General features: G+C 71.5%; 19 protein-coding genes. 11 read left to right on the top strand and 8 right to left on the bottom strand.

Annotation, left to right across the window (positions count from 1 at the left end; genetic code table 11):
* Together D7Y13_RS18830 and D7Y13_RS18825 are read left to right on the top strand one after the other, a co-directional pair.
* Positions 1–408 (top strand): response regulator (locus tag D7Y13_RS18830; RefSeq protein ID WP_208734472.1); only part of this gene is annotated, 408 nt, incomplete at its 5' end.
* Between the two features lie 30 nt (positions 409–438).
* Complete coding sequence (locus tag D7Y13_RS18825) at positions 439–1413, top strand: NADPH:quinone oxidoreductase family protein (protein ID WP_120583547.1); 975 nt, start codon at positions 439–441, stop codon at positions 1411–1413.
* 42 nt (positions 1414–1455) lie between these two features.
* Here the strand turns inward: D7Y13_RS18825 and D7Y13_RS18820 are convergent, their stop codons facing one another.
* Both D7Y13_RS18820 and D7Y13_RS18815 read right to left on the bottom strand, forming a co-directional pair.
* On the bottom strand, positions 1456–1860 hold the full coding sequence (locus tag D7Y13_RS18820) for a hypothetical protein (RefSeq protein ID WP_120583546.1): 405 nt from the start codon (positions 1858–1860) through the stop codon (positions 1456–1458).
* 67 nt (positions 1861–1927) lie between these two features.
* Entirely contained in the window at positions 1928–3199 is a 1272-nt protein-coding gene (locus D7Y13_RS18815; RefSeq protein WP_120583545.1) for an endonuclease/exonuclease/phosphatase family protein, read from the bottom strand.
* Between the two features lie 309 nt (positions 3200–3508).
* On the opposite strand from D7Y13_RS18815, the gene D7Y13_RS18810 reads away from it, so the two are divergent.
* The gene (locus tag D7Y13_RS18810) at positions 3509–4621 is read left to right on the top strand and encodes an XdhC family protein (RefSeq protein ID WP_120583555.1); all 1113 of its coding nucleotides are present in this window, start codon (positions 3509–3511) and stop codon (positions 4619–4621) included.
* 28 nt (positions 4622–4649) lie between these two features.
* Positions 4650–5216 (top strand): nucleotidyltransferase family protein, encoded by a 567-nt coding sequence (locus D7Y13_RS18805; RefSeq protein WP_120583544.1) that lies wholly within the window; start codon positions 4650–4652, stop codon positions 5214–5216.
* Between the two features lie 2 nt (positions 5217–5218).
* On the opposite strand, the gene rpiA is transcribed toward D7Y13_RS18805, so the two are convergent.
* From rpiA to D7Y13_RS18780, 5 genes are all read right to left on the bottom strand, one after another.
* The gene (gene rpiA, locus D7Y13_RS18800) at positions 5219–5926 is read right to left on the bottom strand and encodes a ribose-5-phosphate isomerase RpiA (RefSeq protein ID WP_120532863.1); all 708 of its coding nucleotides are present in this window, start codon (positions 5924–5926) and stop codon (positions 5219–5221) included.
* 26 nt (positions 5927–5952) lie between these two features.
* Positions 5953–7149: an AI-2E family transporter gene (locus D7Y13_RS18795; RefSeq protein WP_120532862.1), complete on the bottom strand. Its 1197-nt coding sequence runs from the start codon at positions 7147–7149 to the stop codon at positions 5953–5955.
* Positions 7150–7284: 135 nt separating this feature from the next.
* Positions 7285–8412, bottom strand: coding sequence for a TPM domain-containing protein (locus D7Y13_RS18790; RefSeq protein WP_120583543.1), 1128 nt, complete (start codon positions 8410–8412; stop codon positions 7285–7287).
* Positions 8406–9035 carry a LemA family protein gene (locus D7Y13_RS18785; protein WP_120583542.1) on the bottom strand — a complete coding sequence of 210 codons (630 nt, stop codon included), beginning with the start codon at positions 9033–9035 and terminating at the stop codon, positions 8406–8408. Before D7Y13_RS18785 ends, D7Y13_RS18790 begins: the two co-directional genes overlap by 7 nt.
* A complete protein-coding gene (locus tag D7Y13_RS18780) occupies positions 9032–9505 on the bottom strand; it encodes a TPM domain-containing protein (protein ID WP_158620361.1) in 474 nt (157 codons plus the stop codon). The genes D7Y13_RS18785 and D7Y13_RS18780 overlap by 4 nt, the downstream gene beginning before the upstream one ends.
* A gap of 94 nt (positions 9506–9599) precedes the next feature.
* On the opposite strand from D7Y13_RS18780, the gene D7Y13_RS18775 reads away from it, so the two are divergent.
* The 7 genes from D7Y13_RS18775 to D7Y13_RS18745 all read left to right on the top strand — a co-directional run bounded on the left by D7Y13_RS18775 (position 9600) and on the right by D7Y13_RS18745 (position 18710).
* A complete protein-coding gene (locus tag D7Y13_RS18775; RefSeq protein ID WP_120583554.1) occupies positions 9600–9953 on the top strand; it encodes a VOC family protein in 354 nt (117 codons plus the stop codon).
* 119 nt (positions 9954–10072) lie between these two features.
* On the top strand, positions 10073–11419 hold the full coding sequence (locus tag D7Y13_RS18770) for a hypothetical protein (protein WP_233595528.1): 1347 nt from the start codon (positions 10073–10075) through the stop codon (positions 11417–11419).
* Positions 11420–11480: 61 nt separating this feature from the next.
* Entirely contained in the window at positions 11481–12422 is a 942-nt protein-coding gene (locus tag D7Y13_RS18765) for a vWA domain-containing protein (protein WP_120583540.1), read from the top strand.
* The gene (locus D7Y13_RS18760) at positions 12422–13411 is read left to right on the top strand and encodes a vWA domain-containing protein (protein ID WP_120532856.1); all 990 of its coding nucleotides are present in this window, start codon (positions 12422–12424) and stop codon (positions 13409–13411) included. The genes D7Y13_RS18765 and D7Y13_RS18760 overlap by 1 nt, the downstream gene beginning before the upstream one ends.
* 18 nt (positions 13412–13429) lie before the next feature.
* Complete coding sequence (locus D7Y13_RS18755) at positions 13430–16147, top strand: heavy metal translocating P-type ATPase (RefSeq protein ID WP_120583539.1); 2718 nt, start codon at positions 13430–13432, stop codon at positions 16145–16147.
* Positions 16148–16257: 110 nt separating this feature from the next.
* Positions 16258–17142 carry an N-acyl homoserine lactonase family protein gene (locus D7Y13_RS18750; RefSeq protein ID WP_120583538.1) on the top strand — a complete coding sequence of 295 codons (885 nt, stop codon included), beginning with the start codon at positions 16258–16260 and terminating at the stop codon, positions 17140–17142.
* Positions 17143–17297: 155 nt separating this feature from the next.
* Positions 17298–18710: an L-serine ammonia-lyase gene (locus D7Y13_RS18745; RefSeq protein WP_120532877.1), complete on the top strand. Its 1413-nt coding sequence runs from the start codon at positions 17298–17300 to the stop codon at positions 18708–18710.
* Between the two features lie 101 nt (positions 18711–18811).
* On the opposite strand, the gene D7Y13_RS48715 is transcribed toward D7Y13_RS18745, so the two are convergent.
* Positions 18812–21400 (bottom strand): protein kinase domain-containing protein, encoded by a 2589-nt coding sequence (locus D7Y13_RS48715; protein ID WP_279637095.1) that lies wholly within the window; start codon positions 21398–21400, stop codon positions 18812–18814.
* Between the last annotated feature and the right edge of the window lie 45 nt (positions 21401–21445).

Below are 21445 nucleotides of genomic sequence, written 5' to 3'. Positions count from 1 at the left end.
GTGCCGCCCCCACCCACGGCGCCCGCTCCCAGCCTCCAGCGCGGGAGGATCCTCATCGTGGATGACGAACGGTCCTTCGGGAAGACCCTCCGCCTGATGCTGATGGACCTCCATGAGGCGACCTACACCCCCAGCGCGAAGGAGGCCCTGGGGTGGATCCGCGAGGGGCGGCAGTACGACGCCATCCTGTGCGACCTGATGATGGCGGAGGTGACGGGCCGGCAGTTCCACGAGGCGCTCCGCGAGCAATCGCCCGAACAGGCCCTGCGCATCATCTTCATGACCGGGGGCGCCTACACCCCCAGCTCCCGGGAGTTCGTGGAGCAGCTGACCCTGCCCCTCATCAGCAAGCCCTTCAAGCGCGAGGCGCTCGACGCACTGCTGGTTCCCCTGCTCGCGCGCGCTTGAACTAGCGTTGCGCGCTTCGGGAGGCGACACATGCGCGCGCTGCAGGTTCAGAAGCTCACGGGGCCGGACGGACTGGTGCTGGTGGATGTGCCGGAGCCGGAGGCCGGAGACGGAGTGCTCATCGACGTGGTGGCGGCCGGGGTCAGCTTTCCGGATCTGCTCCTGTCGCAGGGCAAGTACCAGATGAAGCCGGAGCTGCCCTTCGTGCCGGGCGTGGAGGTGGCGGGCGTGGTGCGGCAGGCCCCCGCGGGGGCCCGGGTGAAGGCCGGCGACCGGGTGATGGGCTTCTCCTTCACGCTGGGCGGCTTCGCGGAGGCCTGCGTGGTGGCGCCAGAGCTGGCGTTCCCCATTCCCCTGGCCTGGAGCTTCGAGCAGGCCGCGGGCGTGGTGATGAACTACCACACGGCGCACTTCGCGCTGCACCGGCGCGGCCAGCTGCGGGCCGGGGAGACGGTGGTGGTGCACGGCGCGGCCGGAGGCGTGGGCACGGCGGCGGTGCAGGTGGCGAAGGGCGCTGGCGCGCGCGTGCTGGCGGTGGTGGGCGACGCGCGCAAGGCGGAGATGGCGAAGCGCGCGGGCGCGGACGTCACGCTGTTGGTCAATGACTGGCCCGCTGGCGTGCGGGAGGCCACGGACGGCCGGGGCGCGGACGTGGTGCTGGACGTGGTGGGCGGAGACGTCTTCGACAAGAGCCTCAAGGTGCTCGCGCCCGAGGGCCGGCTGCTGGTGGTGGGCTTCGCGGGCGGGCAGATTCCGTCCGTCGCGGTGAACCGGCTGCTGCTGCGCAACGTGTCCGTGGTGGGCGTGGCGTGGGGCGCCTTCCTGATGCACGGGCCGGAGCTGACGGCCACCATCGCGAAGGACCTGGAGGTGCTCGCCGAGCGCGGCATCCTCCAGCCCCTGGTGGGCAGCGTCTTCCCCCTGGAGGACGGCGCGAAGGCGCTGCGCGAGCTGGAGTCGCGCGCGGCCGTGGGCAAGGTCGTCCTCCGGGTGAAGGCCGGCTGACGCCACGGCCTCCGGCGCGCGGCGCTCCGTCCAGCGGTGCCTTCAGTCCAGCGGCGAAGGCGTCCCGGCCTCGCGCTCCAGCACATCGGCGGCGCGGGCGTCGCGGGGCAGGCCGAAGCGGGCGCGCGAGCACGCGAGCAACTGCCCCGCGTAGACGCTGTCCTCCAGCGCTTCCGCGTAGCGGCCGTGGGCCTCGAACAGGCGGGCCCGCTCATCCACCAGTCGGGCGAGGATGCGCGCCTGCTCCGGGTGGGTGAAGAGGCCGACGACGGAGCGCGCATCGAAGCGGGTGAGCGTTTCGAACTCCATGCCCAGCGACGCCGTGCACGTCTCGCGGATGAGCCCCAGGCATTCCTCCCAGGAGGCACGGGTGCGGAGGATGGCCGACACCGAGCGGCCAAGCTCCTGGACGGCGTTGAGCAGGAAGGCGTGTCGTAGGACGGGCATCCGGTTTCCCACTACAGCCCAGCCGGACTGAATCATCCAGATGCGTTCCCGGGCCGCGCCCAGGAGGTCAGCTGGAGCGGGACGGCGGCTTCGAGGGGGCGACCCCATTGAAGCGGTAGTGCGCCACCACCGGCTGGTGGTCGGAGGACTCCGTGGAGCGGTCCACCTCGAAGAGGACGGGGGTCAGCGTGCGCGTCGCGTAGAAGTTGTCGAAGCGCTTGCCCGTGGCGTGCACCACGCCGTGGCTGTCCGGCAGCGAGGTGAGCGTGGCGCAGTCCGCGACGTCCTGGAGGCGCAACCACGCGGGGCTGCCCTTCGGGACATGGCCCGCGCCCAGCTCCGCTCGGGCGTGCTGGGGCGTCGTGAGGGACTGGTCCGCCAGCCGCACGCGCACCGTGGTCGCGTGACACACCGTCTCCGGCAGCTCCTCCTCCAGCACGTGCAGCTCATGGCGCAGGCGCGGGTCGGCGATGTTGCCCACGCCCCGGTCGCCCACCGTCACGTGGCTGAGGTCGCCGTAGCGCAGCCGGTATTCCTCGATGGTGTCCGTGTCGTTGTCCTGCTGGGGATGCAGGTGCGCCATCAGCCAGGAACCGCCGCGCTTGATGGCGGTGTTCGCGTTGAAGTCGCCCAGCACCACGGCGGGAACGCCCTCGCGTTGGCGCAGCAGGGAGTTGAGCTGGTGCAGGTTGCGCGCGTTGATGCCCGAGTCCCCCAGCGCGTGGTGCAGGTTGTAGAGGTAGAGCGGGTGGCCCCCCACGTCCAGCTTCATCCACAGCACGCCCCGGTCCTCCACCAGCTCCCCGGCCTGTCCCTGGCGGTGGATGGCCTCCTGGCGTTCGGCGTCGGTGAGGACGTAGGTGAAGTGCGCGGCGTCCACGATGGGGTGGCGGCTCAGGTACGCCTTGCCGTTCACCAGGCGCCCGCCGTTGTCGCCATCATTGCCCTGGTACACGAGGTGGAAGCCGAAGCGGGACGCGAGCAGCACCGACATGGGCACGCCCGCTTCCTGCAGACCGATGACGTCCGGCATGCGGTCCTGGGCCTCCAGCTGCGTGAAGTACTCCAGCAGCGCCTCCTGGCGCTCGCCGCCCATGAGGATGTTGTAGCTCATCACCGTGAGGCCGGGCCCCCGGGGCGCGCGCGGCGACGGGTGGTGCACGATGAGGGTTCGCCCATCGCCCAGCTGGCGCTCACTGGCGGGCAGCGGCACGGCGTGAAAGTCCGGCAGGGTGATGCTGGGGTCACGTCTGGGCAAGACGCCCTCCCTTCCGCCCGGCTTGCGGCCGAGCAGATGTCCCACCGCCGGCAGGTGCTCCAGCAGTTCGGGCATCTTCATGCGAGCCTCCCCATCCCCAGGGACTGAAGACGGGGGCGCGCCGCGTTTCCGGGCGCGAAGGGGTTGTGATGTCGGGTGTCATGCCGTGGCACTGATGATTCCACCGAGCCTCCATCCACGTGTCCTCCACTCAAGTTCGTGGCGCGGGGTCGTGTCCGCCAGCGTCATTCAGAGAGCGGGGGGTCGGCTGGACGCCTGCCCTGCGGGCACGGGGAGGGGCTGGCATGAGGTGGAGCGTCCGACGGCACACACGCGGCGGGCGAGGATTCGGCGCGGGTGCCGGGCATGGGTGCTTAGATGGGCCTCGCGATGAGGGAACTCGACGACATCCTGCGCGCGCGTGGACGCGCCTCCGGTCCGGTGGTCCTGGCGACGGTGGTGGCGGTGTCCGGTTCGTCGTACCGGCGCCCTGGCGCTCGCATGTTGATGGGCGAGGACGGCTGGCTGGCCGGAGGGGTGAGCGGCGGGTGCCTGGAAGGGGACCTCGTGCGCAAGGCCTTCTTCTGGACGTCGGGCGGACCGCGCGTGCTGCGCTACGACACCACCGGGGACAACGCCGAGGACGAAGGCGGCCTGTCGTTCGCGCTCGGGTGCAACGGCGTGGTGGACATCCTGCTGGAGCGCTGGGAGCCCGGCCCCGGTGATGCGCTCACCTTCGCGGCCGAGGCGCGCAAGCAGTCCCTGCGCGCGGTCGTGGCCACCGTGTTCCGGGGACCCGCGGAGGCCGTGGGCTCGCGGCTGATGCTGCGCGAGGACGGCGCGGAGGCGGGGAACCTCTCGGGGGCGCTGCGCGAGTCGGTGCGGGAGGCCGCGACCGAAGCGCTGGTGCGGGGCGTGCCGTGGAGCGGCGCGTGCGGCGGCGCGGAGGTGCTGGTGGAGGTGGTGGATCCGGCGCCGTCGGTGGTGGTGTTCGGCAGCGGCTTCGACGTGGCGCCCGTGGTGTCCCGGGCGCAGGGGTTGGGCTGGCACCTCACGGTGGTGGCGGACCGGCCCGTGGAGATGCTGCGCCGGAGGTTCCCGCAGGCCCAGGCGGTCATCGCGGCGAAGTCCACCGAGGCGCTGGAGAAGGTGCCCCTGTCCGCGCGCAGCCTGGTGCTGGTGATGACGCACAGCCTGCCGCAGGACCGGGAGCTGCTGGCGCGGCTGGTGCCGCTGCCGGTGCGCTACCTGGGCGTGCTGGGGCCGCGCGCCCGGACCGAGCGCATCCTGCGGGAGTTGCCACAGGCCCCCACCGCCGCGCAGTTGGAGAAGCTGCACGCGCCCATGGGGTTGGACCTGGGCGCGGAAGGGGCGGATGAAATCGCCCTGTCCATCCTCGCGGAGGTGCAGACGGTGCTCGCGGGGCGGGACGGCGGACGGCTGCGCGAGCGACAGGCGCCCATCCACGCGGATGCCTCCGCTCCGGAGCGCAGGTCGGCGTGACAGCGCGCGGGCCACGAGGGAGGCGGACATGACCGTGGCCGTGGTGCTGCTCGCCGCCGGTGGATCCTCACGGTTGGGTCAGCCCAAGCAGCTGCTCCGCCATGAGGGCACCTCGCTGGTGCGGCGCGCGGCGGAGGCGGCCCTGACCGCGGGCCCGGTGGTCGTCGTGCTCGGGGCCCGGCGTGAGGACATCGCGGCGGAGCTGCGGGGCCTGTCCGTGCGGTGCGTGGACAACCCGGACTGGGCGCTGGGCCAGGGTGCATCCCTGCGCGTCGGCCTGCGCGCCCTGCCCCCGGAGGTGGACGGCGCGCTGGTGATGCTGTGCGATCAGCTCCGCGTGGATGCGTCCCACCTGCGCGAGCTCGTCGCCACGTTCGAGCGCACGCACGCGCCCATCGTCGCCTCCGCCTACGCGGGCACCCGGGGCGTCCCCGCCCTCTTCTCGCGCGCCCTCTTCTCCGAACTGGAAGCGCTCCCGCCCACGGACGGCGCACGCAAGCTCATCGCCCGCGACCCGTCGCGCGTGGTGGAGGTCGTGCTTCCCGGCGGCGAGGAGGACGTGGACACCGCGCACGACCTCTCACGCCTCACCTGACGTCACGCGCCCCGGACGCGGTGGGTGATGCCGTCCGGCCCGGCCACCAGCAGGTCGGTGGTCAGGTTCAGGAACAGGCCATGCGCCATCACCCCGGCGCGGGACTCCAGCTTCGCGGCCAATCCGGCCACGTCGTTGATGGGACCGAAGTCACAGTCCAGCACCACGTTGCCCTGATCCGTCTGGAACGGCTTTCCATCCAGCGCCAGCCGCACCGTCACGCGCGCGCCCAGCGATTCCAGGAACAGCGACTGCGAACGCCAGCCGAACGGGAGCACCTCCACCGGCACCGGCCACTTCGTGCCCAGCCGGGGTGACAGCTTGGCCGCGTCCACCACGATGATCTCCCGCCGGCTGGCCTGGGCCACCACCTTCTCGCGCAACAGCGCCCCGCCGCCGCCCTTGATGAGCGACAGGTCCGGCGCCACCTCGTCCGCGCCGTCGATGGTGAGGTCCACCACCGGGTGCACATCCAGGGTCGTGAGCGGCACGCCCAGCGACGCGGCCAGCGCTTCGGTCGCGCGCGAGGTCGGCACGCCCACCACGTCCTTCAACGTCCCGGCCGCCAGCAGCGCGCCCAGCCGCCGCACCGCGAACGCGGACGTGCTGCCCGAGCCCAGGCCCACCACCATGCCGGGCTGGATGAACTCCACCGCGCGCTCCGCCGCCGCGCGCTTGAGGGACGACGAAACGCTCTCATCGGATGTCATGACGGGCCCGGTTCCGGAGGGACGGCTCAGTGCGGCGCCCCAGGATGCCCGGAGTCGGCCGGGGGCGCACGCCGCGCGTCATCCCCAGCTCGTGGGGAAAGAGGACCGGCCAACAGTGCCTCGTCCGCGTTCCCGGGCACGGCCGGCACCCGGGCCGCCGCCGCGAGCCGGCGCTCCCGCGTCCACGTCTTGCGCCGCTCCCGCTGCACCTCGGTCAGCAGCACCTGCCCCGCCGCCGCCGCCGGCACCGCGAGGATGACGCCCAGCAGCCCCGCCACGGAGCCACCCACCAGGGCCACCAGCGAGATGAGCAGCGGGTTCATCTTGATGGCGCGCCGCTGCACCAGCGGGCTGAGCAGGTGGGCCTCGAACTGTTGGTAGACCAGGAACAACGCCAGCGCGATGAGCGCGCGCCGCGACCCCACCGACGCCAGCGTGGTGACGCTCACCAGCAGCGCGGTGATGAAGCTGCCGATGAACGGGATGAGCCCCAGCACCATCGCCACCAGCCCGAGCGGCAGGAAGTACGGCACCCCCAGCGCCAGCGACATCAACGCCGTGAAGGCCCCGCCCACGCTCACGATGAGCAGCGTGCCCACCAGGTAGTTGCCCACCGCCTCGCGCATCCGGCCCACGACGCGGCGCACGCGGCCGCGCTGCCGGGGACGCACCCAGCCCAGGATGCTCGCGTAGAGGTCGTGTCCGAACAGCAGCCCGAACACCGCCAGCGCCAGCACGGTGACGCCCGCGCCCATCAGCTCCACCGTGGAGGACAGCACCGTGATGAGCGGCCGGGCCAGCACCCCGGGCTCCACGTTGAAAGCGTCCTGTGGCCGCGACAGCACGCCGAAGTGCTCATCCAGCTTCTGCACCCACGGCGCCTGCGTCAGCTCCGCGAAGAAGCCCGGCGCCGCGTGCACCAGGTTCTCCAGTTGCTCTACCAGCAACGGCACCAGCGTGAGGATGAGCAGGCCGGTGACGCTCAGCAGGGTCAGCGCGATGAGCGCCACGCCCAGTCCCCGGCGCACGCCCCACGACTGCATCCGGCGCACGACCGGCTCCGCCGCGAGCCCCAAGAGCAGCGCCACCGCCAGCAGCGTCAGCACGGGCCCCAGGCGCTGCATCGCCGTGCCCAGGAGCACCAGCAGCACCACCTGGGCACCCACCGACCACACCGTCCGGGGCGGCACGTAGACGGGCACGCCTCTGCGCGAAGCCTTCATGCCCTCAAGGTAGGGAGTGCCCTCCAGGCAGGCGATGGCGCGAAGCCGGAGGAGGACTTCCTGTCGGGTGCAGGACGGTGTCCGCGCGGATTGAAGCCCGGGAAGCAGGCGGGCAACCAGGCCTCGGAGCCGGACCTACCAGGAATCACTGCCACCGCCACCGCCGGAGGAGCCGCCCCCGCCGCTCCAGTCCGACGATGAGGAACTGGAGTCACTGCTGGAATACGAGGACGAGGAGTCGTAGCTCGACGATGAATCGCTGGAACCCCAATCCGTGGAGGACGATGAGGATGAGGTGGCCCAGGACGAAGAGGATGAATCCCCGCTGCCCCCCGTGCTGATTCCCTTCACCATGGCCACGACGAGCCCGATGGCCAGACTCGTGGCGAGGGACAGCAAGAGCGCCCACGCCAGCAGCCCCACCAGTCCGGCGGTGGGCGAGAGCGGCCACACCACGCACGCCAGTGTTCCCAGGAGGAGGCCCGTGAGCAGGACGCCTCCCAGCAATCCCGACCGCCGCCGGGCCACGAACCAGCCCCCGAGGAACGCGGCCAGCATCGCGACATACGCGAGGAGGACGTCCAGCAGGGTCATCTGGGAGTCCCAGGCGACCGAAACGAGCACCGCCGGAGGTATCAGCCCCAGCATCGCCGCCACGACCGGTATGACCGCGCCCCGGCGGGCTGAAAGCCAGCACTGCATCAACAGCCCGGCCGCGGTGAAGGCGAACATGACCAGGATGAAGAAGAAGCCGCTCACGGCGAAGAACGGCCAATGGCTCCTGGGCGGGTGCAACAACCCGAGCGACTCCGGCGCCTGCTCACTCACACCCGCGATGATGGCCAGCAGCGCGGCCTCGAACCGCCCCTCACGCAAGAGCGGGCCCTGCGCGTGCAGCAGCGCCTGGGACTGGCCGTCCGTCAGGTACGGCTCCAGCCCGTAGCCCACCTCCAGGCGCGAGCGTCGGTCACCCTTCGCGATGATGAGCAGCACGCCGTTGTCCCGCCCCGCCTCGCCTCCCTTCCACACGCGGAAGACCTCTTCCGCATAGTCCTCGATGGGTTGGCCGTCCGTGGTGTCCACGAGCAGCACCGCCATCTGCACCCTCTTCTCCTCGCGCAGCTTCACCAGGGCCTGCGCCACGGTCGCCATCTCCCGAGCCCTCAGGGTCTCCGTCAGGTCCGTCACCGGCTGCGTGATGGAGGGGACGGCGCCCAAGAACAGCGTGGGCAACAGCAGCGACAGCAGCAGGGCCTTCACCATGTGGAGACCTCCGAGGACAGCGGCAGGACGGGAGGCAGGCCGGTCAGCCGCACCACCCAGCCGGTGGGAAAGGAGGTCGCGGAGGCGTTGTAGTCCGCGGCCCGTTCGTCATAGCGGCGCTGCTCAATCGCCACGCGGTTGTCCGCGCCGGACAGCTCCGCGTCGCGCGCCAGACCGGGTGTGAGCGTGTCCTGACGTGCGCGCAGGGACTCGCGGCGCTCCACCACGTTGCGCACCTGGGCCCGCTGCCGCGCCACGTCCGCCAGCGTGGAGGTCAGGCCGTTGCGCATCACCAGCCCCGACACGGCCAGCACCCCGACGACGGCCGCGCCCACCCACGCGGCCCGGCGCGCCTTTACGCGCCGCAGCCGGGCCAGCCGCTCCTTCGCCTGGGCCTCGCGCGCCTGTTCCTCGCGGCGCCGCGCCAGGGCCTCCAGCGCCTGGTCCACGTAGCGGGCGGGGATGTCCAGCTCCTCGCCAATCTTGCGCACGTCGTCCGGGGTGAGCGTGTCCGGCGCCGCGTCCTTCTGCATCAGCCGCGTGGCGGTGGCGATGAGTTCGTTGACGTCGTCATAGGCGACGTCCTTCGGCGGTCCCCCACCGGTGCGCGTCGTCGTGCTCATGACTGGCTCACCGCGTCCGGCAGTTCATTGCCCGCGACGTCGGCCCCGGGCGCCGCCTGGCGCAGCAGCGCGCCAATGCGCTCCACCGCCGTCACCAGGGCGGGGAGGGACGCGTCCTCGCGGAAGCCCTGCGCCACGGAGGTCGCCACCTCCTGCCAGAAGCCCGGCAGCGCCGCGCCGTGGACACCCCGGCCCGCGTAGACGGCGACCTGTCGGTCCTCCACCGCCACGTACAGCAGCACCCCGGTGTCCTTCGTGGTGTGTCGCATGCCCAGACCTTCAAAGAGGTGCGCGGCCCGGGACAAGGGATGAAGGCCCTTGCTGGTGCGCTCCACGTGGACGCGCACCTCTCCGCGATGGCCCGCCTCGGCGCGGCGGATGGCGTCCACCAGCACCGATTCCTCTGCATCCCCCAGGATGCGCTTCCGACGACGAAACCACGACCAGCCCATGCCGGGACGATATGCCATCCCCCCACACACGGGGTACGGGGGGCAAACCGCGCATGGCATCCCTCCAGCGCCCCGGGCAGACTGCCGCGCCCATATGGACAAGCCCCACACGATGCGGTCGTTCGTGAAGCTGCTGGTGACGGACGCCCCGGCCTCCGTGCGCTTCTATGAAGGTCTCGGGTTCGAACGCATCGCGTCGGAGCCCCCCATCCTCCGCCTCCAGTGGGGCGGCGAGTCGGACGTCTACCTCATCAGTCCGCCCGCGGGCCTGAAGCTGGAGGGGAAGAAGGGCATGGGCGTGCTGGTGGGCTTCCGCGCGGGCGAGGCCGGCGTGGACGCGGTGGCCCAGAAGGCGGCCGCGCTGGGCGCCCCCGTGGAGGGGCCGCAGGTGCAGCCCTGGTACACGCGGGAGATCATCGTCACGGACCCGGACGGCTACCGGCTCAACTTCATCGAACCGGCCTGAGCCGGGGGGCCGTTTTCGCTCCACGCCCGCTCCGCTTAAGGGGCGTGGCACGAACGATGGAACCCACGCCGTTGCGCGGACCCGGGGACGCCGCCCCGCCCCTTGATTGCCATGGCGGCTTGCGCCAGCCTGTCGCGGCCTCCGTGAGCCCTCCCCGCTACTTCGTTCCCCACGCCGCGAGCCCCGCCGAGCCCGTGCCGTGCGATGCCGCCGAGGTCGTCCACGTCGTGGACGCGTTCCGCCTGGAGCCCGCGTACCTGGGCGAGTCGGAGTGGTTCGTCTGCACCGACGTCGTGGGCCAGCTCCAGCTCATCCCCGGCAGCGACCGCGCGCGGCTGCCCGCGTCCGTGCAGGCGCAGCTCGCGCACCATGAGGTCGCCTCGGGACGCCCCCCGCGCCGGCTGGCCGCGACGGAGCTGTTCTTCTTCTCCACCGAGCTGGTGGAGCACCCCGCCGACGCGGAGGGCTTCAACGACCCCGTCTACCTCTACGGCACCCTGACGGGCCCCTGGCCCGGCGACGCGGTGACGCGCGTGCCCGGACAGCTCACCGTGAGCCGGGGCGACGTGCTCGCGGGCTTCGCGCACGGCGCCCCGGATGCCTTCCGCTATGTGAAGGACGCGGAGAGCCGCGACACCCCCAGCGCCTGGCACGCGCTCCTGCCGGGCGACCGCGCGGAGCAGCTGGCCCAGGGCAAGGGCCTCGTCCTCACCTACCCCGCGGTGCCCGCGGAGCTGCAGACGCACAACGTCGCCAACGGCGCCCAGGTCGCGAGCGTGCTGCACGCCGTCCTGACCCAGTTGCAGGAGGACGCGAGGACGCACAAGGGCCCCCAGGCCATCGCCGCGTTGGACCTGCCCGTCGCCAGCCGCGCGATGGCCGTCGCGGAGCTGGAGGTGAAGGGCTACGAGGTGAAGGGCGACATCGCCATCCCGCGTCCCACGAAGGGCGGGCTGGTGGGGAAGCTCTCCGGCTGGCTCCAGAACGAAGAGGTGCGCGTGCCCCGCGAGGCGCCGCTGTCGGAGTTCCTGGAGCTGTCGCGCCACGTCCTCACGCTGCTGCCCGGCTGGCCCACGGAGACGGAGCGCGCGCTGCGCGCCCACGTGCGTGCGGGCACGCTGTCACCCGGGGCCGCGACGCCGCGCACGCCGCCCAGAGCGCCGTTCCAGCCCGCGTCCATTCCGCCGCGCCTGCCCACGCCGCCCGCGCGCTCCAGTGAGTGGATGAACGACTTCCTGGACGCGCACGCCCGCCCCGGCGCCGCGAAGCCGCGCCTCACGCGCATGCAGCCCGCGCCCGCGCCGCGTCCGGCGCCCGCGAAGCCGTCGTCATCCCCCGCCACATGGCAGGGGGACTTCGCCGCGAGTCCGCCCGCCCGTCCGGCGAACAAGCAGCCCCCGAAGCAGCCGAAGTCGCCCGCTCCGCCCGGCAAGAAGCCGGACTGGATGAACGACTTCGAGGATTGACCGCCCGTTGCGACGCTCGCACGCGGAGCGCTAGCGTTTTCACCCTCCAGAAAGGCAGACCATGGGACACGAGAAGCCGATCGAGCCGTTTTCGGACCTCCACCGCGAAGGAGACCGCGTGCGCGCGGTGCTGCTGCACGACCCCACGGTGGAGGGCCTGGACATGGCCATCTACATGGACGCGTCCGGCAGCATGCGCGAGGAGTACAAGTACGAGACGAAGCCTCGCACCTTCCTGGAGTGGATCCGTGGCGCGCCCCTGAAGGACGCCGCCAACCAGGTGGAGCCCCAGGTGCGGTGGATGCTGGAGTACCTGGCCACCAAGGACCGCAACGGCCTGCTTCGCGTGGCCTACTGGGCCAGCGGCACCAACGGCCGGCAGGTGGAGGTCGTCGGTGAGCTGAAGGGCACCGACGTCAACCAGTACAAGTTCCCCGGCGCCAAGCAGCTGGGCGGCTTCACGTACCTGGAGCCCGCGCTGCGCGACTACGTGAAGTACCTGGAGGAGCAGGTGAAGGTGGGCGCCAAGCGCGGCTGCGCCATCATCGTCACCGACGGGCGCCTCCACGACGCGGAAGCGGTGGAGAAGTTCTCCGCGGAGGTGGCCAAGAAGATCGCCACCGGCAAGCTGCCGCGCATCAACTTCGTGCTGGTGGGCGTGGGCGACGACATCGACGAGGAGCAGCTGGAGCACATCGCCCACGAGGAATATCCGGGCGTCGGGCACCTGTGGTGTCACCGCATCGCCAAGGAGATCACCCAGGTCGCGGAGCTGGTCGCCGTGCTGGTGGATGAGACCATGACGGTCGCCGCCGGCGGCACCATCTACGACGACAAGGGCAAGGTGCTGAAGACGTACGAAGGCCGCCTGCCCGCGGTGCTGGAGTTCGACGTGCCCGAGGGCGCCAAGAGCTTCACGCTGGAGGTCCACGGCCAGCGCTACACCCAGCCCCTGCCGGATGAAGAGCACCACGGCGAGGACGAAGACGAGGACCACCACTGATGGCCGGCCACGAAGTCATCAACCGCCCCTTCTCCGACGTCCACCGGATGGGCAACAAGGTCGTCGCGACGCTCCTGCACGACCCGACGGTGGAGGGCCTGGACGTGGCCCTCTACATGGACGGCTCCGCCAGCATGGAGAACGCGTACGGCCCCCGCGGCATCCTCGCGAAGCTCGCCCCGGTGAAGAACCAGGTCGAGCCGCAGATGCAGTGGATGCTGGAGTACCTGGCCAACAAGGACCGGGACGGCAAGGTGCGCGTCACCTACTGGGCCGCGGGCGACGGCACCCAATTGGAGGTGGTGGGCGACCTCACCGGCCCCCAGGCCAAGGGCTACCGCTTCCCCGGCCCGCGCTCCTACGGCAAGGCCACGGTGATGCTGCCGGTGCTCCGCGACTTCGTGGCGCACATCAAGCAGCAGGTGTCGGAGGGCGCCAAGCGCGGCCTCGCGGTCATCATCACCGACTCGCAGATCAACGACGCCCATGACGTGACGGCCTACGCCACCCAGGTGGCCAAGGAGATCGCGTCCGGTCGCCTGCCCCGCATCAACTTCGTGTTCATGGGCGTGGGCGACAAGGTGGACGAGGAGCAGATGGAGGAGATCTCCCACACCACCTATCCGGGCGTGGGCCACCTCTGGTGCCACCGCATCGCGGACCGGATGGAGGAGATGGCGGAGCTGGTCGCCGTGCTGGTGGACGAGACCATGACCGTCGCCGCTGGCGGCACCGTCTACGACGCGCAGGGCAAGGTGCTGAAGACGTACGAAGGCCGCCTGCCCGCGGTGCTGGAGTTCGAAGTGCCTCCGGACTGCAAGAGCTTCACGCTGGAGGTCGCGGGTCAGCGCTTCGATCAGCCCATCCCCGAGGACCACGGGGACGAAGAGCACCACGACGAGGACGAGGACGAGGACCCCAAGGAGGCTCCGGCAGCACCGCCGGCCGCCGCCGCCCCCTCGCATTCACGCCGCGGTCACCGCCACTAGGGCGTCAGGAACACAGCCATGTCGGAGCAGAAGAAGAGCGGGTCGCGGTTCGGTTCGTTGAACATCAAGGGCCTCAAGGAGGCGCAAGGCAGCGGCAACGCCGTGCAGCTCCACGTCCACGGCCCGGGGTGCGACCACGACCACGGCTCCGGCCATGACCACGCGGGCCATGACCACCACGGTCATGACCACGGGCACGCGCATGCGCACGGCGAGGCCCACGTGCATGGCCCTTCCTGCTCCCATGGCCACGACCACGACGGGCATGACCACCACGGCCATGCCCACTCCCAGCGCGTCATCCGTCCGCCGGCCCACCGTCCGGCGGAAGGGGGCGGCACGGCGCTCCAGCTCGACCTGGAGGGCACGCTGCCGGGAGAGACGGACGACCAGGGCCGCTTCGCCCGGCTGGAAGCGGCGCTGGAGTCCCAGCGGGGCATCACCGACGTGCACCTGCGCCGCGACGCGGGCTACGCGGAGGTGTGCATCCACTACCAGCCGTCGCTGATGAGCGCCTCTCAGCTCGTCACGTTGGCGCAGAAGACGGGCGGTCAGGTGGCGGCGCGCTACCTGCACCACACCTGGTTCGTGCGTGGGATGGACTCCGCGGACGCGGCCCAGGTCATCGAACATGCGATTTCCAAGATGAAGGGCGTGCTCACCGCCAGCGTCGCGTACGCGAGCGAGCGCGTGGTCATCGAGTACGACAAGGAGGAGCTGAAGCTGTCGGACGTGGAGGCCCGGGTGAAGGCGCTCGGGTACGGGCTGGAAGTGCCCATGGCGGGCCACGCCTGTTCGCACCACGCGCACGGCGGCGGACTGGCGCCGCTGCTGGAGCTGCCGCTGGTGGTCGCCTCGGGCGTGCTGCTGGCGGCGGGCTTCGTGGTGGAGCACTTCGCGCTGGCCCCGCCACTGGTGGCCACGGTGCTCTGGGCCCTGTCGATGGCGAGCGGCGGCTTCTTCGCCATCAAGGGCTCGGTGCAGTCCATCGCGCAGCTGCGCATCGACATCGAGACGATGATGGTCGTGGCGGCGCTGGGCGCGGCGGTGCTCGGTGCGTGGTTCGAGGGCGCGTTCCTGCTCTTCCTCTTCAGCGCGGGCCACGCGCTGGAGCACCGGGCCATGGAGAAGGCGCGTCGCTCCATCGAAGCGCTGGGCCAGCTGCGTCCGGAAGTGGCGCGCGTGCGCCGGGGTTCGGACGTGGTGGAGGTGCCGGTGGCGGACGTGTCGCGCGGCGAGCGCATCGTCGTGCGCCCCGGCGACCGCGTCCCGCTGGACGGCATCATCCGCGAGGGCAAGAGCTCACTGGACCAGGCGGCCATCACCGGTGAGTCCATGCCGGTGGCGCGCAAGCCAGGGGACGAGGTGTTCTCCGGCACCATCAACTGCGAGGCGGCGCTGGAGGTGGAGGTGACGCGCCTGTCGTCGGAGTCGGTGCTGGCGCGCGTGGTGGACATGGTGGCGCAGGCGGAGGCGCAGAAGGGCAGCCGGCAGCGCTTCGCCCAGCGCCTTGAGCGCACCGTGGCGCCGCTGGTGATGGCGGCGGCGGTGGTGTTCCCGGTGGTGCTGGTGTTGACGGGCACGGAGCTGAAGGAAGCGGTGCTGCGCGCGGTGGGCCTGCTCGTCGCCGCGTCCCCGTGCGCGCTCGCCATCTCCACGCCGTCCGCCGTGCTGTCGGCGGTGGCGTCCGCGGCGCGCGGCGGCGTGCTCATCAAGGGCGGCATCTACCTGGAGCTGCTGAGCGGCATCCGCGCCATCGCCTTCGACAAGACGGGCACGCTCACCGTGGGCAAGCCCCGGCTGCTCACCACGTGGCCCGCGCCGGGCGTGACGCGCGAGGAGCTGCTCGGCACCGCCGCGAGCGTGGAGGCGCTGTCCGCGCACCCGCTGGCCAAGGCGGTGGTGGACGGCGCGGCCGAAGCGCGCGTCACCGTGCCGGTGGGCCGCGACCTGGAGGCCATCCACGGCCAGGGCATCCGCGCCAAGGTGGGCGACGACGCGGTGGAGGTGGGCAGTCTGGCGCTCTTCGCGGGCCAGCCGGTTCCGCCGGACGTCTCCACGGAGGTGGCGCGGCTGGAGGAGGCGGGCCAGACGACGATGGTGGTGCGCCGCGCGGGCGTCTACCTGGGCGTGCTGGGCGTGGCGGACACGCTGCGCGGCGGCGCGCGGCAGGTGGTGCAGGAGCTGAAGGCCGGCGGCATCCAGCGCACCGTGATGCTGTCGGGCGACAACGCGCGCGTCGCGCAGTCCATCGCCACGCAGGTGGGCCTGGATGAGGCGAAGGCTCCGCTGATGCCGGCGGACAAGGTCACGGCGGTGAAGGAGTTGGGCCGCACGCACGCGGTGGCCATGGTGGGCGACGGCGTCAACGACGCGCCCGCGCTGGCGGCGGCGGCGGTGGGCGTGGCCATGGGCGGCGCCGGCTCCGACGCGGCGCTGGAGACCGCGGACGTGGTGCTGATGAGCGACGACCTGGCGAAGCTGCCCTTCGCGCTGGAGCTGTCGCGCAAGGCCACGGCCGTGATGAAGCAGAACCTGGTCATCGCGCTGGGCGTGAGCGCGGTGCTCGTCGTCGCCGCCGTGCTGGGCCTGACGAAGATCAGCCAGGCCGTGGTGCTGCACGAGGGCAGCACGCTGCTCGTCGTCTTCAACGGCCTGCGGCTGCTGGCCTTCCGTCCGAAGACGCAGTCATCACCGCCCCAGCCCGCGACGGGGCCGCAGCCCGCCGCCGGATAGGGCGCTGCCCGCGAACGCACGCAGGGTACGAATCTCGGGAGTGGACGCCACCGTCATGCGTTGGCGGCGTCGCGCCTTCTCCCCCTCGCGTCTCCCGCTGGAGCGACCCCATGAAGACCTTCCGCTTGTTGTCCGCCTGTCTCGCGCTCACCGCCTGCGCCACGTCGCGAACATCCACCGCCGATGCGCAGGGGGCTGGAACCGGCGTCGCGGCACCGTCCACCGTGCAGCTCTACGCCATCGACTGCGGCCACGTGCAGTCGTCCGACTCCGGCTCGATGGCGGACGATGGCTCCATGGATGGCGTCGGCGGCAAGGGCATCATTCCCTGCTACCTGATCCGCCATCCGAAGGGCGACCTGCTCTGGGACACCGGCCTGCCCGAGTCCATCGCGGACATGCCCGGCGGCCTGCGCCCCCAGGGCTCGCCCATGCACTTCGAACTCCCCAGGAAGCTCACCCCCCAGCTCGGTGAGCTGGGGCTGGCTCCGGCCGACATCGAATTCCTGTCGTTCTCGCACATGCACTTCGACCACGCGGGCAACGCCAACCTGTTCGCCAGCGCGAAGTGGATCGTGGACGCGGACGAGCTCGCGGCGGCGTTCTCCGAAACCGCCCACCGGCGTGGCGAGGTCCAGAACTACAGCGCCCTGGAACACGTGAAGCCGCTGGTGATGGAAGGCGACGGCCCCTACGACGTGTTTGGTGACGGTACCGTGACCCTCCACCCGGCCCACGGACACACGCCCGGACATACCGTGTTGCTGCTGAAGACGGCGAAGTCCGGCGCCGTCCTGCTGACCGGCGACCTGTGGCCGCTGCGCGAGTCGCGGGAGCGCAAGCTGGTGCCGACCTACAACAGCAACCGCGAACAGACGATTGAGTCGATGCGCCGCGTGGAGGCGCTGGCGAAGGACTCCGGCGCCCGCGTCATCCGCCAGCACGTCATCGAGGACTTCACCGCGCTGCCGGCGTTCCCGGAGCCGCTGGAGTAGGCGGAGTCTCCACGAGGAGGACTCGCCGTCGCGCGTCATGCTTGGGATGGCAACTTCCCCAGCAGGCGTGCTGACCTGAAGTGGATGCATGCAGCGCGTCGCGACGGGGCGTACCTGGGGTGGCGCGCGGCGGACATGGCATGGTGGCGGCCGCCATGTCCGTCAGCGTCTTCGACCTCTTCAAGATTGGTATCGGTCCCTCCAGCTCACACACGGTGGGGCCCATGCGCGCGGCCCGCACCTTCGTGGTGGGGCTTTCGGACGCGGGGCTCCTGGAGCGCGTGACGCGGCTCAAGGTGGAGCTGTTCGGCTCGCTGGGAGCGACGGGCAAGGGCCACGGCAGCGACAAGGCGGTGCTGCTGGGCCTGAGGGGCGACACGCCCGAGGACGTGGACGTGGAGCTGGTGCCGTCGCTGGTGGCGCACTGGCGCGCGGAGGGCCGCGTGTCGCTGCTCCAGCGGCTGGTGGTGCCCTTCCGCGACGGCGAGCACCTGGTGATGCACAAGCGCAAGGTGCTGCCCTACCACCCCAACGGCATGCGCTTCACCGCGTTCGGAGAAGGCGGCGAGGTGATGACCTCCCGCCTCTACTATTCCGTGGGCGGCGGCTTCGTGGTGGACGAGCAGGCGGCGACGGGACAGGACCCGCTGCGCGAGGAGGCCACGAAGCTTCCCCTGCCCTTCAAGTCCGCGGAGGAGCTGCTCAAGCACTGCGAGCGCGAGCGGCAGCCCATCAGCACGGTGATGCTGCGCAACGAGCTGGCGTGGCGGAGCGAGGAGGACATCCGCGCGCGGCTGCTGCGCATCTGGGAGGTGATGCAGGCGTGCGTGACGCGAGGTTGCACCACGGGCGGCATCCTCCCCGGTGGCCTCAAGGTGGAGCGGCGCGCGGCGGCGATGTACCAGCGGCTCATGAGCCGGCCGGAAGCGGGCCTCACCAATCCGCTGACGGTGCTGGACTGGGTGAACCTCTACGCGCTCGCGGTGAACGAGGAGAACGCGGCGGGCGGTCGCGTCGTCACCGCGCCCACCAACGGGGCGGCGGGCATCATCCCCGCGGTGCTGCACTACTACTGGCGCTTCGTGCCGGGGGCGAACGCGGACGGGGTGGTGAGGTTCCTGCTCACGGCCGGCGCCATTGGTGCGCTCTACAAGGAGAACGCCTCCATCAGCGGCGCGGAGGTGGGCTGCCAGGGCGAGGTGGGCAGCGCGTGCTCCATGGCGGCGGGCGCGCTCACGGAGGTGCTCGGCGGCACGCCGCTCCAGGTGGAGAACGCGGCGGAGATCGCCATGGAGCACAACCTGGGCCTCACCTGCGACCCCATTGGCGGACTGGTGCAGGTGCCGTGCATCGAACGCAACGCGATGGCGTCCGTGAAGGCCATCAACGCCATGCGCATGGCCCTGTCCGGGGACGGGCGCCACTTCGTCAGCCTGGACAAGGTCATCAAGACGATGCGCGACACCGGCCGCGACATGAAGGACAAGTACAAGGAGACCTCGCGCGGGGGCCTCGCGGTGAACGTCCTGGAGGTCGCGAACCTCAGCGTCGGCCTGCCGGAGTGCTGACGCTCCGAGGACCAGCGCCCCTGTGATGATCCGGGGCCCATGAGGCCCCGACCCACGCGGGCCACGCATGGCCCGCGCGCCTCACGACGCCACGGGGGCGGCTACCTCTTGCGCTTGCCGCGAACCGCCGACACCGGCACGACCTTCGCCTTCGGCGCCGGCCGGTCCTGGAGCCACGCCTCCACGTCCTTCGCCTGCGCCGCGCGGCCAGAGGACGTGAAGCGCGCCTGCGCCTGGGTCGCCGCGTCGCGGGCCGCCTCCTGCTCCCCTTCCTTCCACAGCGCCTGCGCCAGCGCGAAGCCCGACTCGCCCAGCGAGTCCTCCTGCGCGTCCTTGAACGTCAGCGCCTGCTGGAGCGGCGCGATGGCGTCACGCGTGCGGCCCATTCCCAGCAGCGCCTGCCCCACGCCATCCAGCGAGTACTGGAGCAACTCGTCGTCCGCCTCCAGCTTCGCCCGCTTCACCGCCAGCGACTCCTCGTAGTCCTTCAACGCCTCCGGGTAGCGCTTGAGCGCGAGCAGGCTCATGCCCTCTTCATCCAGCGCCTCCGCCAGCTTCACGCTCTGCGCCCCCAGCAGCGTGCGGTGGATGGAGACCGACACCCGCGCATGCTCCAGCGCCCCGGTGAAGTCCTTCTGCTCGCGCAGCGCCATGGACAGCGCCTGATGCCGGCGCGCGGTGTCCAGGTGCACGGGCCCCAGCGCCTTCTCCGTCTGCTGGAGCGCGTCCGACAGCACCTTCACCGCGTCCGCTGACGCGCCCGTCTCCAACAACGTGCGCCCCAGCGTGAACGTCACCCGCGCCCGCTTGGGGTGCCCTTCCGGCAGCGCCGTCGCGAGCAACCCCGACGCCTTCTCCAACAGCGCCCGCGCCTCATCCGGGTGGTCCTGCATCAGCGCGAGGTTGGCCTCGTTCACCTTCAGGTCGCTCTCCAGCACCGCATCCCCGCCCACGCGCTTGAGCGTCGCGTCCCCCAGCCGGCCCCAGCGCTGCGCCAGCTCGTACTTCTCCCGCTCCCCATCCACGTAGATGAGCTTGTTCATCACGGACACCGCCAGCCGGTCCGCCCGTCCCGCCTCCGCGTCGTAGACGGCCTGCTCCAGCACCGCGCCGCCCGCGTCCTTGTCCCCCAGCACCGCCTGCGCCCAGCCCAGGTGGAAGCGCAGCTCCGCCACCAGCGACAGGTAGCCCGTGGCCACCACGCGCGCCTCCGCCTTCTTCGCCAGCTCCAGCGCCTTGGGCATGCGGCTGGTGTCGATGCGCGCCTTCACCTCCGCCAGCTGGTCCTCCAGCGCGTCCAGCTCCGCGCGCTTCGCCGCATCCGCCGGCCGGGGCTGCACCTCCGAAAGCGCCGCCACGTCCGCGCAGTCGGCAGGAGCAGGCAGCGCGTAGACCGCGTCCAGCGACTTGTCCACGAGCGCCGCGTCCGCCGTCTGCAACGTGCCGACGAGCGCGCCCAGGTCCTTGCGCCGCCGCTCCAGGCACACGAAGCGCTGGGACAAGAGCTCCTCCGTCTGCACCTCGCGCACCCGGGTGTCCTCGCACGCCGTGGTGTGCTGCGCCGCCCACTGCGCGCCGTAGCCGTCCAGCACCGCGCCCACCCGGCGCGCCATGTCCTGCGCCACCGGGCTCTTCGTCGCCAGGAACGCCTGCGTCACCTTCTCGCGGGCGTCCGCCCCCCAGCGCTCCGCCACCAGCGCCTCCGCGCCAGCGCACACCCGCGAGCGCGACCACACCGCGCCGCCCGCCACGCCCAGCACCACCGTGGCCGCCACCGCGGCGCCCACCCTCCGGTTGCGCAGGGCCCGCTTCTCCCGCTGGGCCAGCGCCTCCAGCAGCGCCGCCATGGAGCGGAAGCGGTCGCGAGGCTCCAGCGACAGCCCCTTCATCAACGCGCGGCGCACCCAGGTGGGCACCTTCGTGTCGCGCGGCGGCTCCTGGATGGGCGACGGCGGCAGCACCTGCGCCACCACCGCCTCCGTCACCCCGGGCTCATCGCCGCCGCTCCGCGGCCTCAACTGCGAGGCCACCCGGGACAGCTCATCCGGGTCGAACGGACGGATGCCGTACAGCGCGCGGTAGAGCGCCGCGCAGAAGCTGAACTGGTCGGAGCGCGAGTCCAGCAGCTCGCCCCGGAACTGCTCCGGCGACATATAGGCGGGCGTGCCCATCACCAGCCCCGCCTGCGTGAGCTGCGAGTTCAGCAGCGGCGAGTCCTCCTCCGCCACCGGCCGCGCCCGCTCGCCGCCGTTTTCGTCGTCGTCCACCTCGCCCATGGGCCGCGCGAGCCCGAAGTCGGTGACGTAGACACGCCCGTCCTTGCCCACCAGCACGTTGGCCGGCTTGAAGTCCCGGTGCACCAGCCCCGCCACGTGCGCGGCCTCCAGGCCCCGGCCCGCCGCCAGGTACTTGTCCAGCAGCTCCTGCCACGTCCGGGGCTTCGCCTTCGTCCAGTCGCGCAGCGTGCCGCCGTCCACCAGCGCCATCGCCACGTAGACCTGGTGGTCCCACTGCCCCACTTCAAAGACGGGGATGACGTTGGGGTGGGAGATGCGCGCCATCGCCTGCGCTTCCCGCAGGAGCCGCGCCCGCCCCTGCTCCAGGTCCTCGTGACCGCCCTTCACCCGCAGCAGCTTCAGCGCCACCTTGCGGTCCAGGTCGGGGTCATAGGCGGCGTACACCACCCCCATGCCTGTCTCTTATAAACATCTGACGCTGCCGACGAACTCTAGGGT

It is taken from the genome of Corallococcus praedator (assembly GCF_003612125.1).
Lineage (GTDB): Bacteria > Myxococcota > Myxococcia > Myxococcales > Myxococcaceae > Corallococcus > Corallococcus praedator.
The sequence above is the reverse complement of the archived record's forward strand: the minus strand, read 5'-3'. Positions and strand labels throughout refer to the sequence as shown.

Coding starts and splice junctions, on each gene's coding strand:
- D7Y13_RS18775 (WP_120583554.1), top strand. CDS start 9,600: ATGCGGTCGTTCGTGAAGCTGCTGGTGACGGACGCCCCGGCCTCCGTG.
- D7Y13_RS18790 (WP_120583543.1), bottom strand. CDS start 8,412: ATGGTGAAGGCCCTGCTGCTGTCGCTGCTGTTGCCCACGCTGTTCTTG.
- D7Y13_RS18795 (WP_120532862.1), bottom strand. CDS start 7,149: ATGAAGGCTTCGCGCAGAGGCGTGCCCGTCTACGTGCCGCCCCGGACG.
- D7Y13_RS18805 (WP_120583544.1), top strand. CDS start 4,650: ATGACCGTGGCCGTGGTGCTGCTCGCCGCCGGTGGATCCTCACGGTTG.
- D7Y13_RS18760 (WP_120532856.1), top strand. CDS start 12,422: ATGGCCGGCCACGAAGTCATCAACCGCCCCTTCTCCGACGTCCACCGG.
- D7Y13_RS18820 (WP_120583546.1), bottom strand. CDS start 1,860: ATGCCCGTCCTACGACACGCCTTCCTGCTCAACGCCGTCCAGGAGCTT.
- D7Y13_RS18825 (WP_120583547.1), top strand. CDS start 439: ATGCGCGCGCTGCAGGTTCAGAAGCTCACGGGGCCGGACGGACTGGTG.
- D7Y13_RS18755 (WP_120583539.1), top strand. CDS start 13,430: ATGTCGGAGCAGAAGAAGAGCGGGTCGCGGTTCGGTTCGTTGAACATC.
- D7Y13_RS18810 (WP_120583555.1), top strand. CDS start 3,509: ATGAGGGAACTCGACGACATCCTGCGCGCGCGTGGACGCGCCTCCGGT.
- D7Y13_RS18785 (WP_120583542.1), bottom strand. CDS start 9,035: ATGAGCACGACGACGCGCACCGGTGGGGGACCGCCGAAGGACGTCGCC.
- D7Y13_RS18750 (WP_120583538.1), top strand. CDS start 16,258: ATGAAGACCTTCCGCTTGTTGTCCGCCTGTCTCGCGCTCACCGCCTGC.
- D7Y13_RS18780 (WP_158620361.1), bottom strand. CDS start 9,505: ATGGCATATCGTCCCGGCATGGGCTGGTCGTGGTTTCGTCGTCGGAAG.
- D7Y13_RS18815 (WP_120583545.1), bottom strand. CDS start 3,199: ATGAAGATGCCCGAACTGCTGGAGCACCTGCCGGCGGTGGGACATCTG.
- D7Y13_RS18765 (WP_120583540.1), top strand. CDS start 11,481: ATGGGACACGAGAAGCCGATCGAGCCGTTTTCGGACCTCCACCGCGAA.
- rpiA (WP_120532863.1), bottom strand. CDS start 5,926: ATGACATCCGATGAGAGCGTTTCGTCGTCCCTCAAGCGCGCGGCGGCG.
- D7Y13_RS48715 (WP_279637095.1), bottom strand. CDS start 21,400: ATGGGGGTGGTGTACGCCGCCTATGACCCCGACCTGGACCGCAAGGTG.
- D7Y13_RS18745 (WP_120532877.1), top strand. CDS start 17,298: ATGTCCGTCAGCGTCTTCGACCTCTTCAAGATTGGTATCGGTCCCTCC.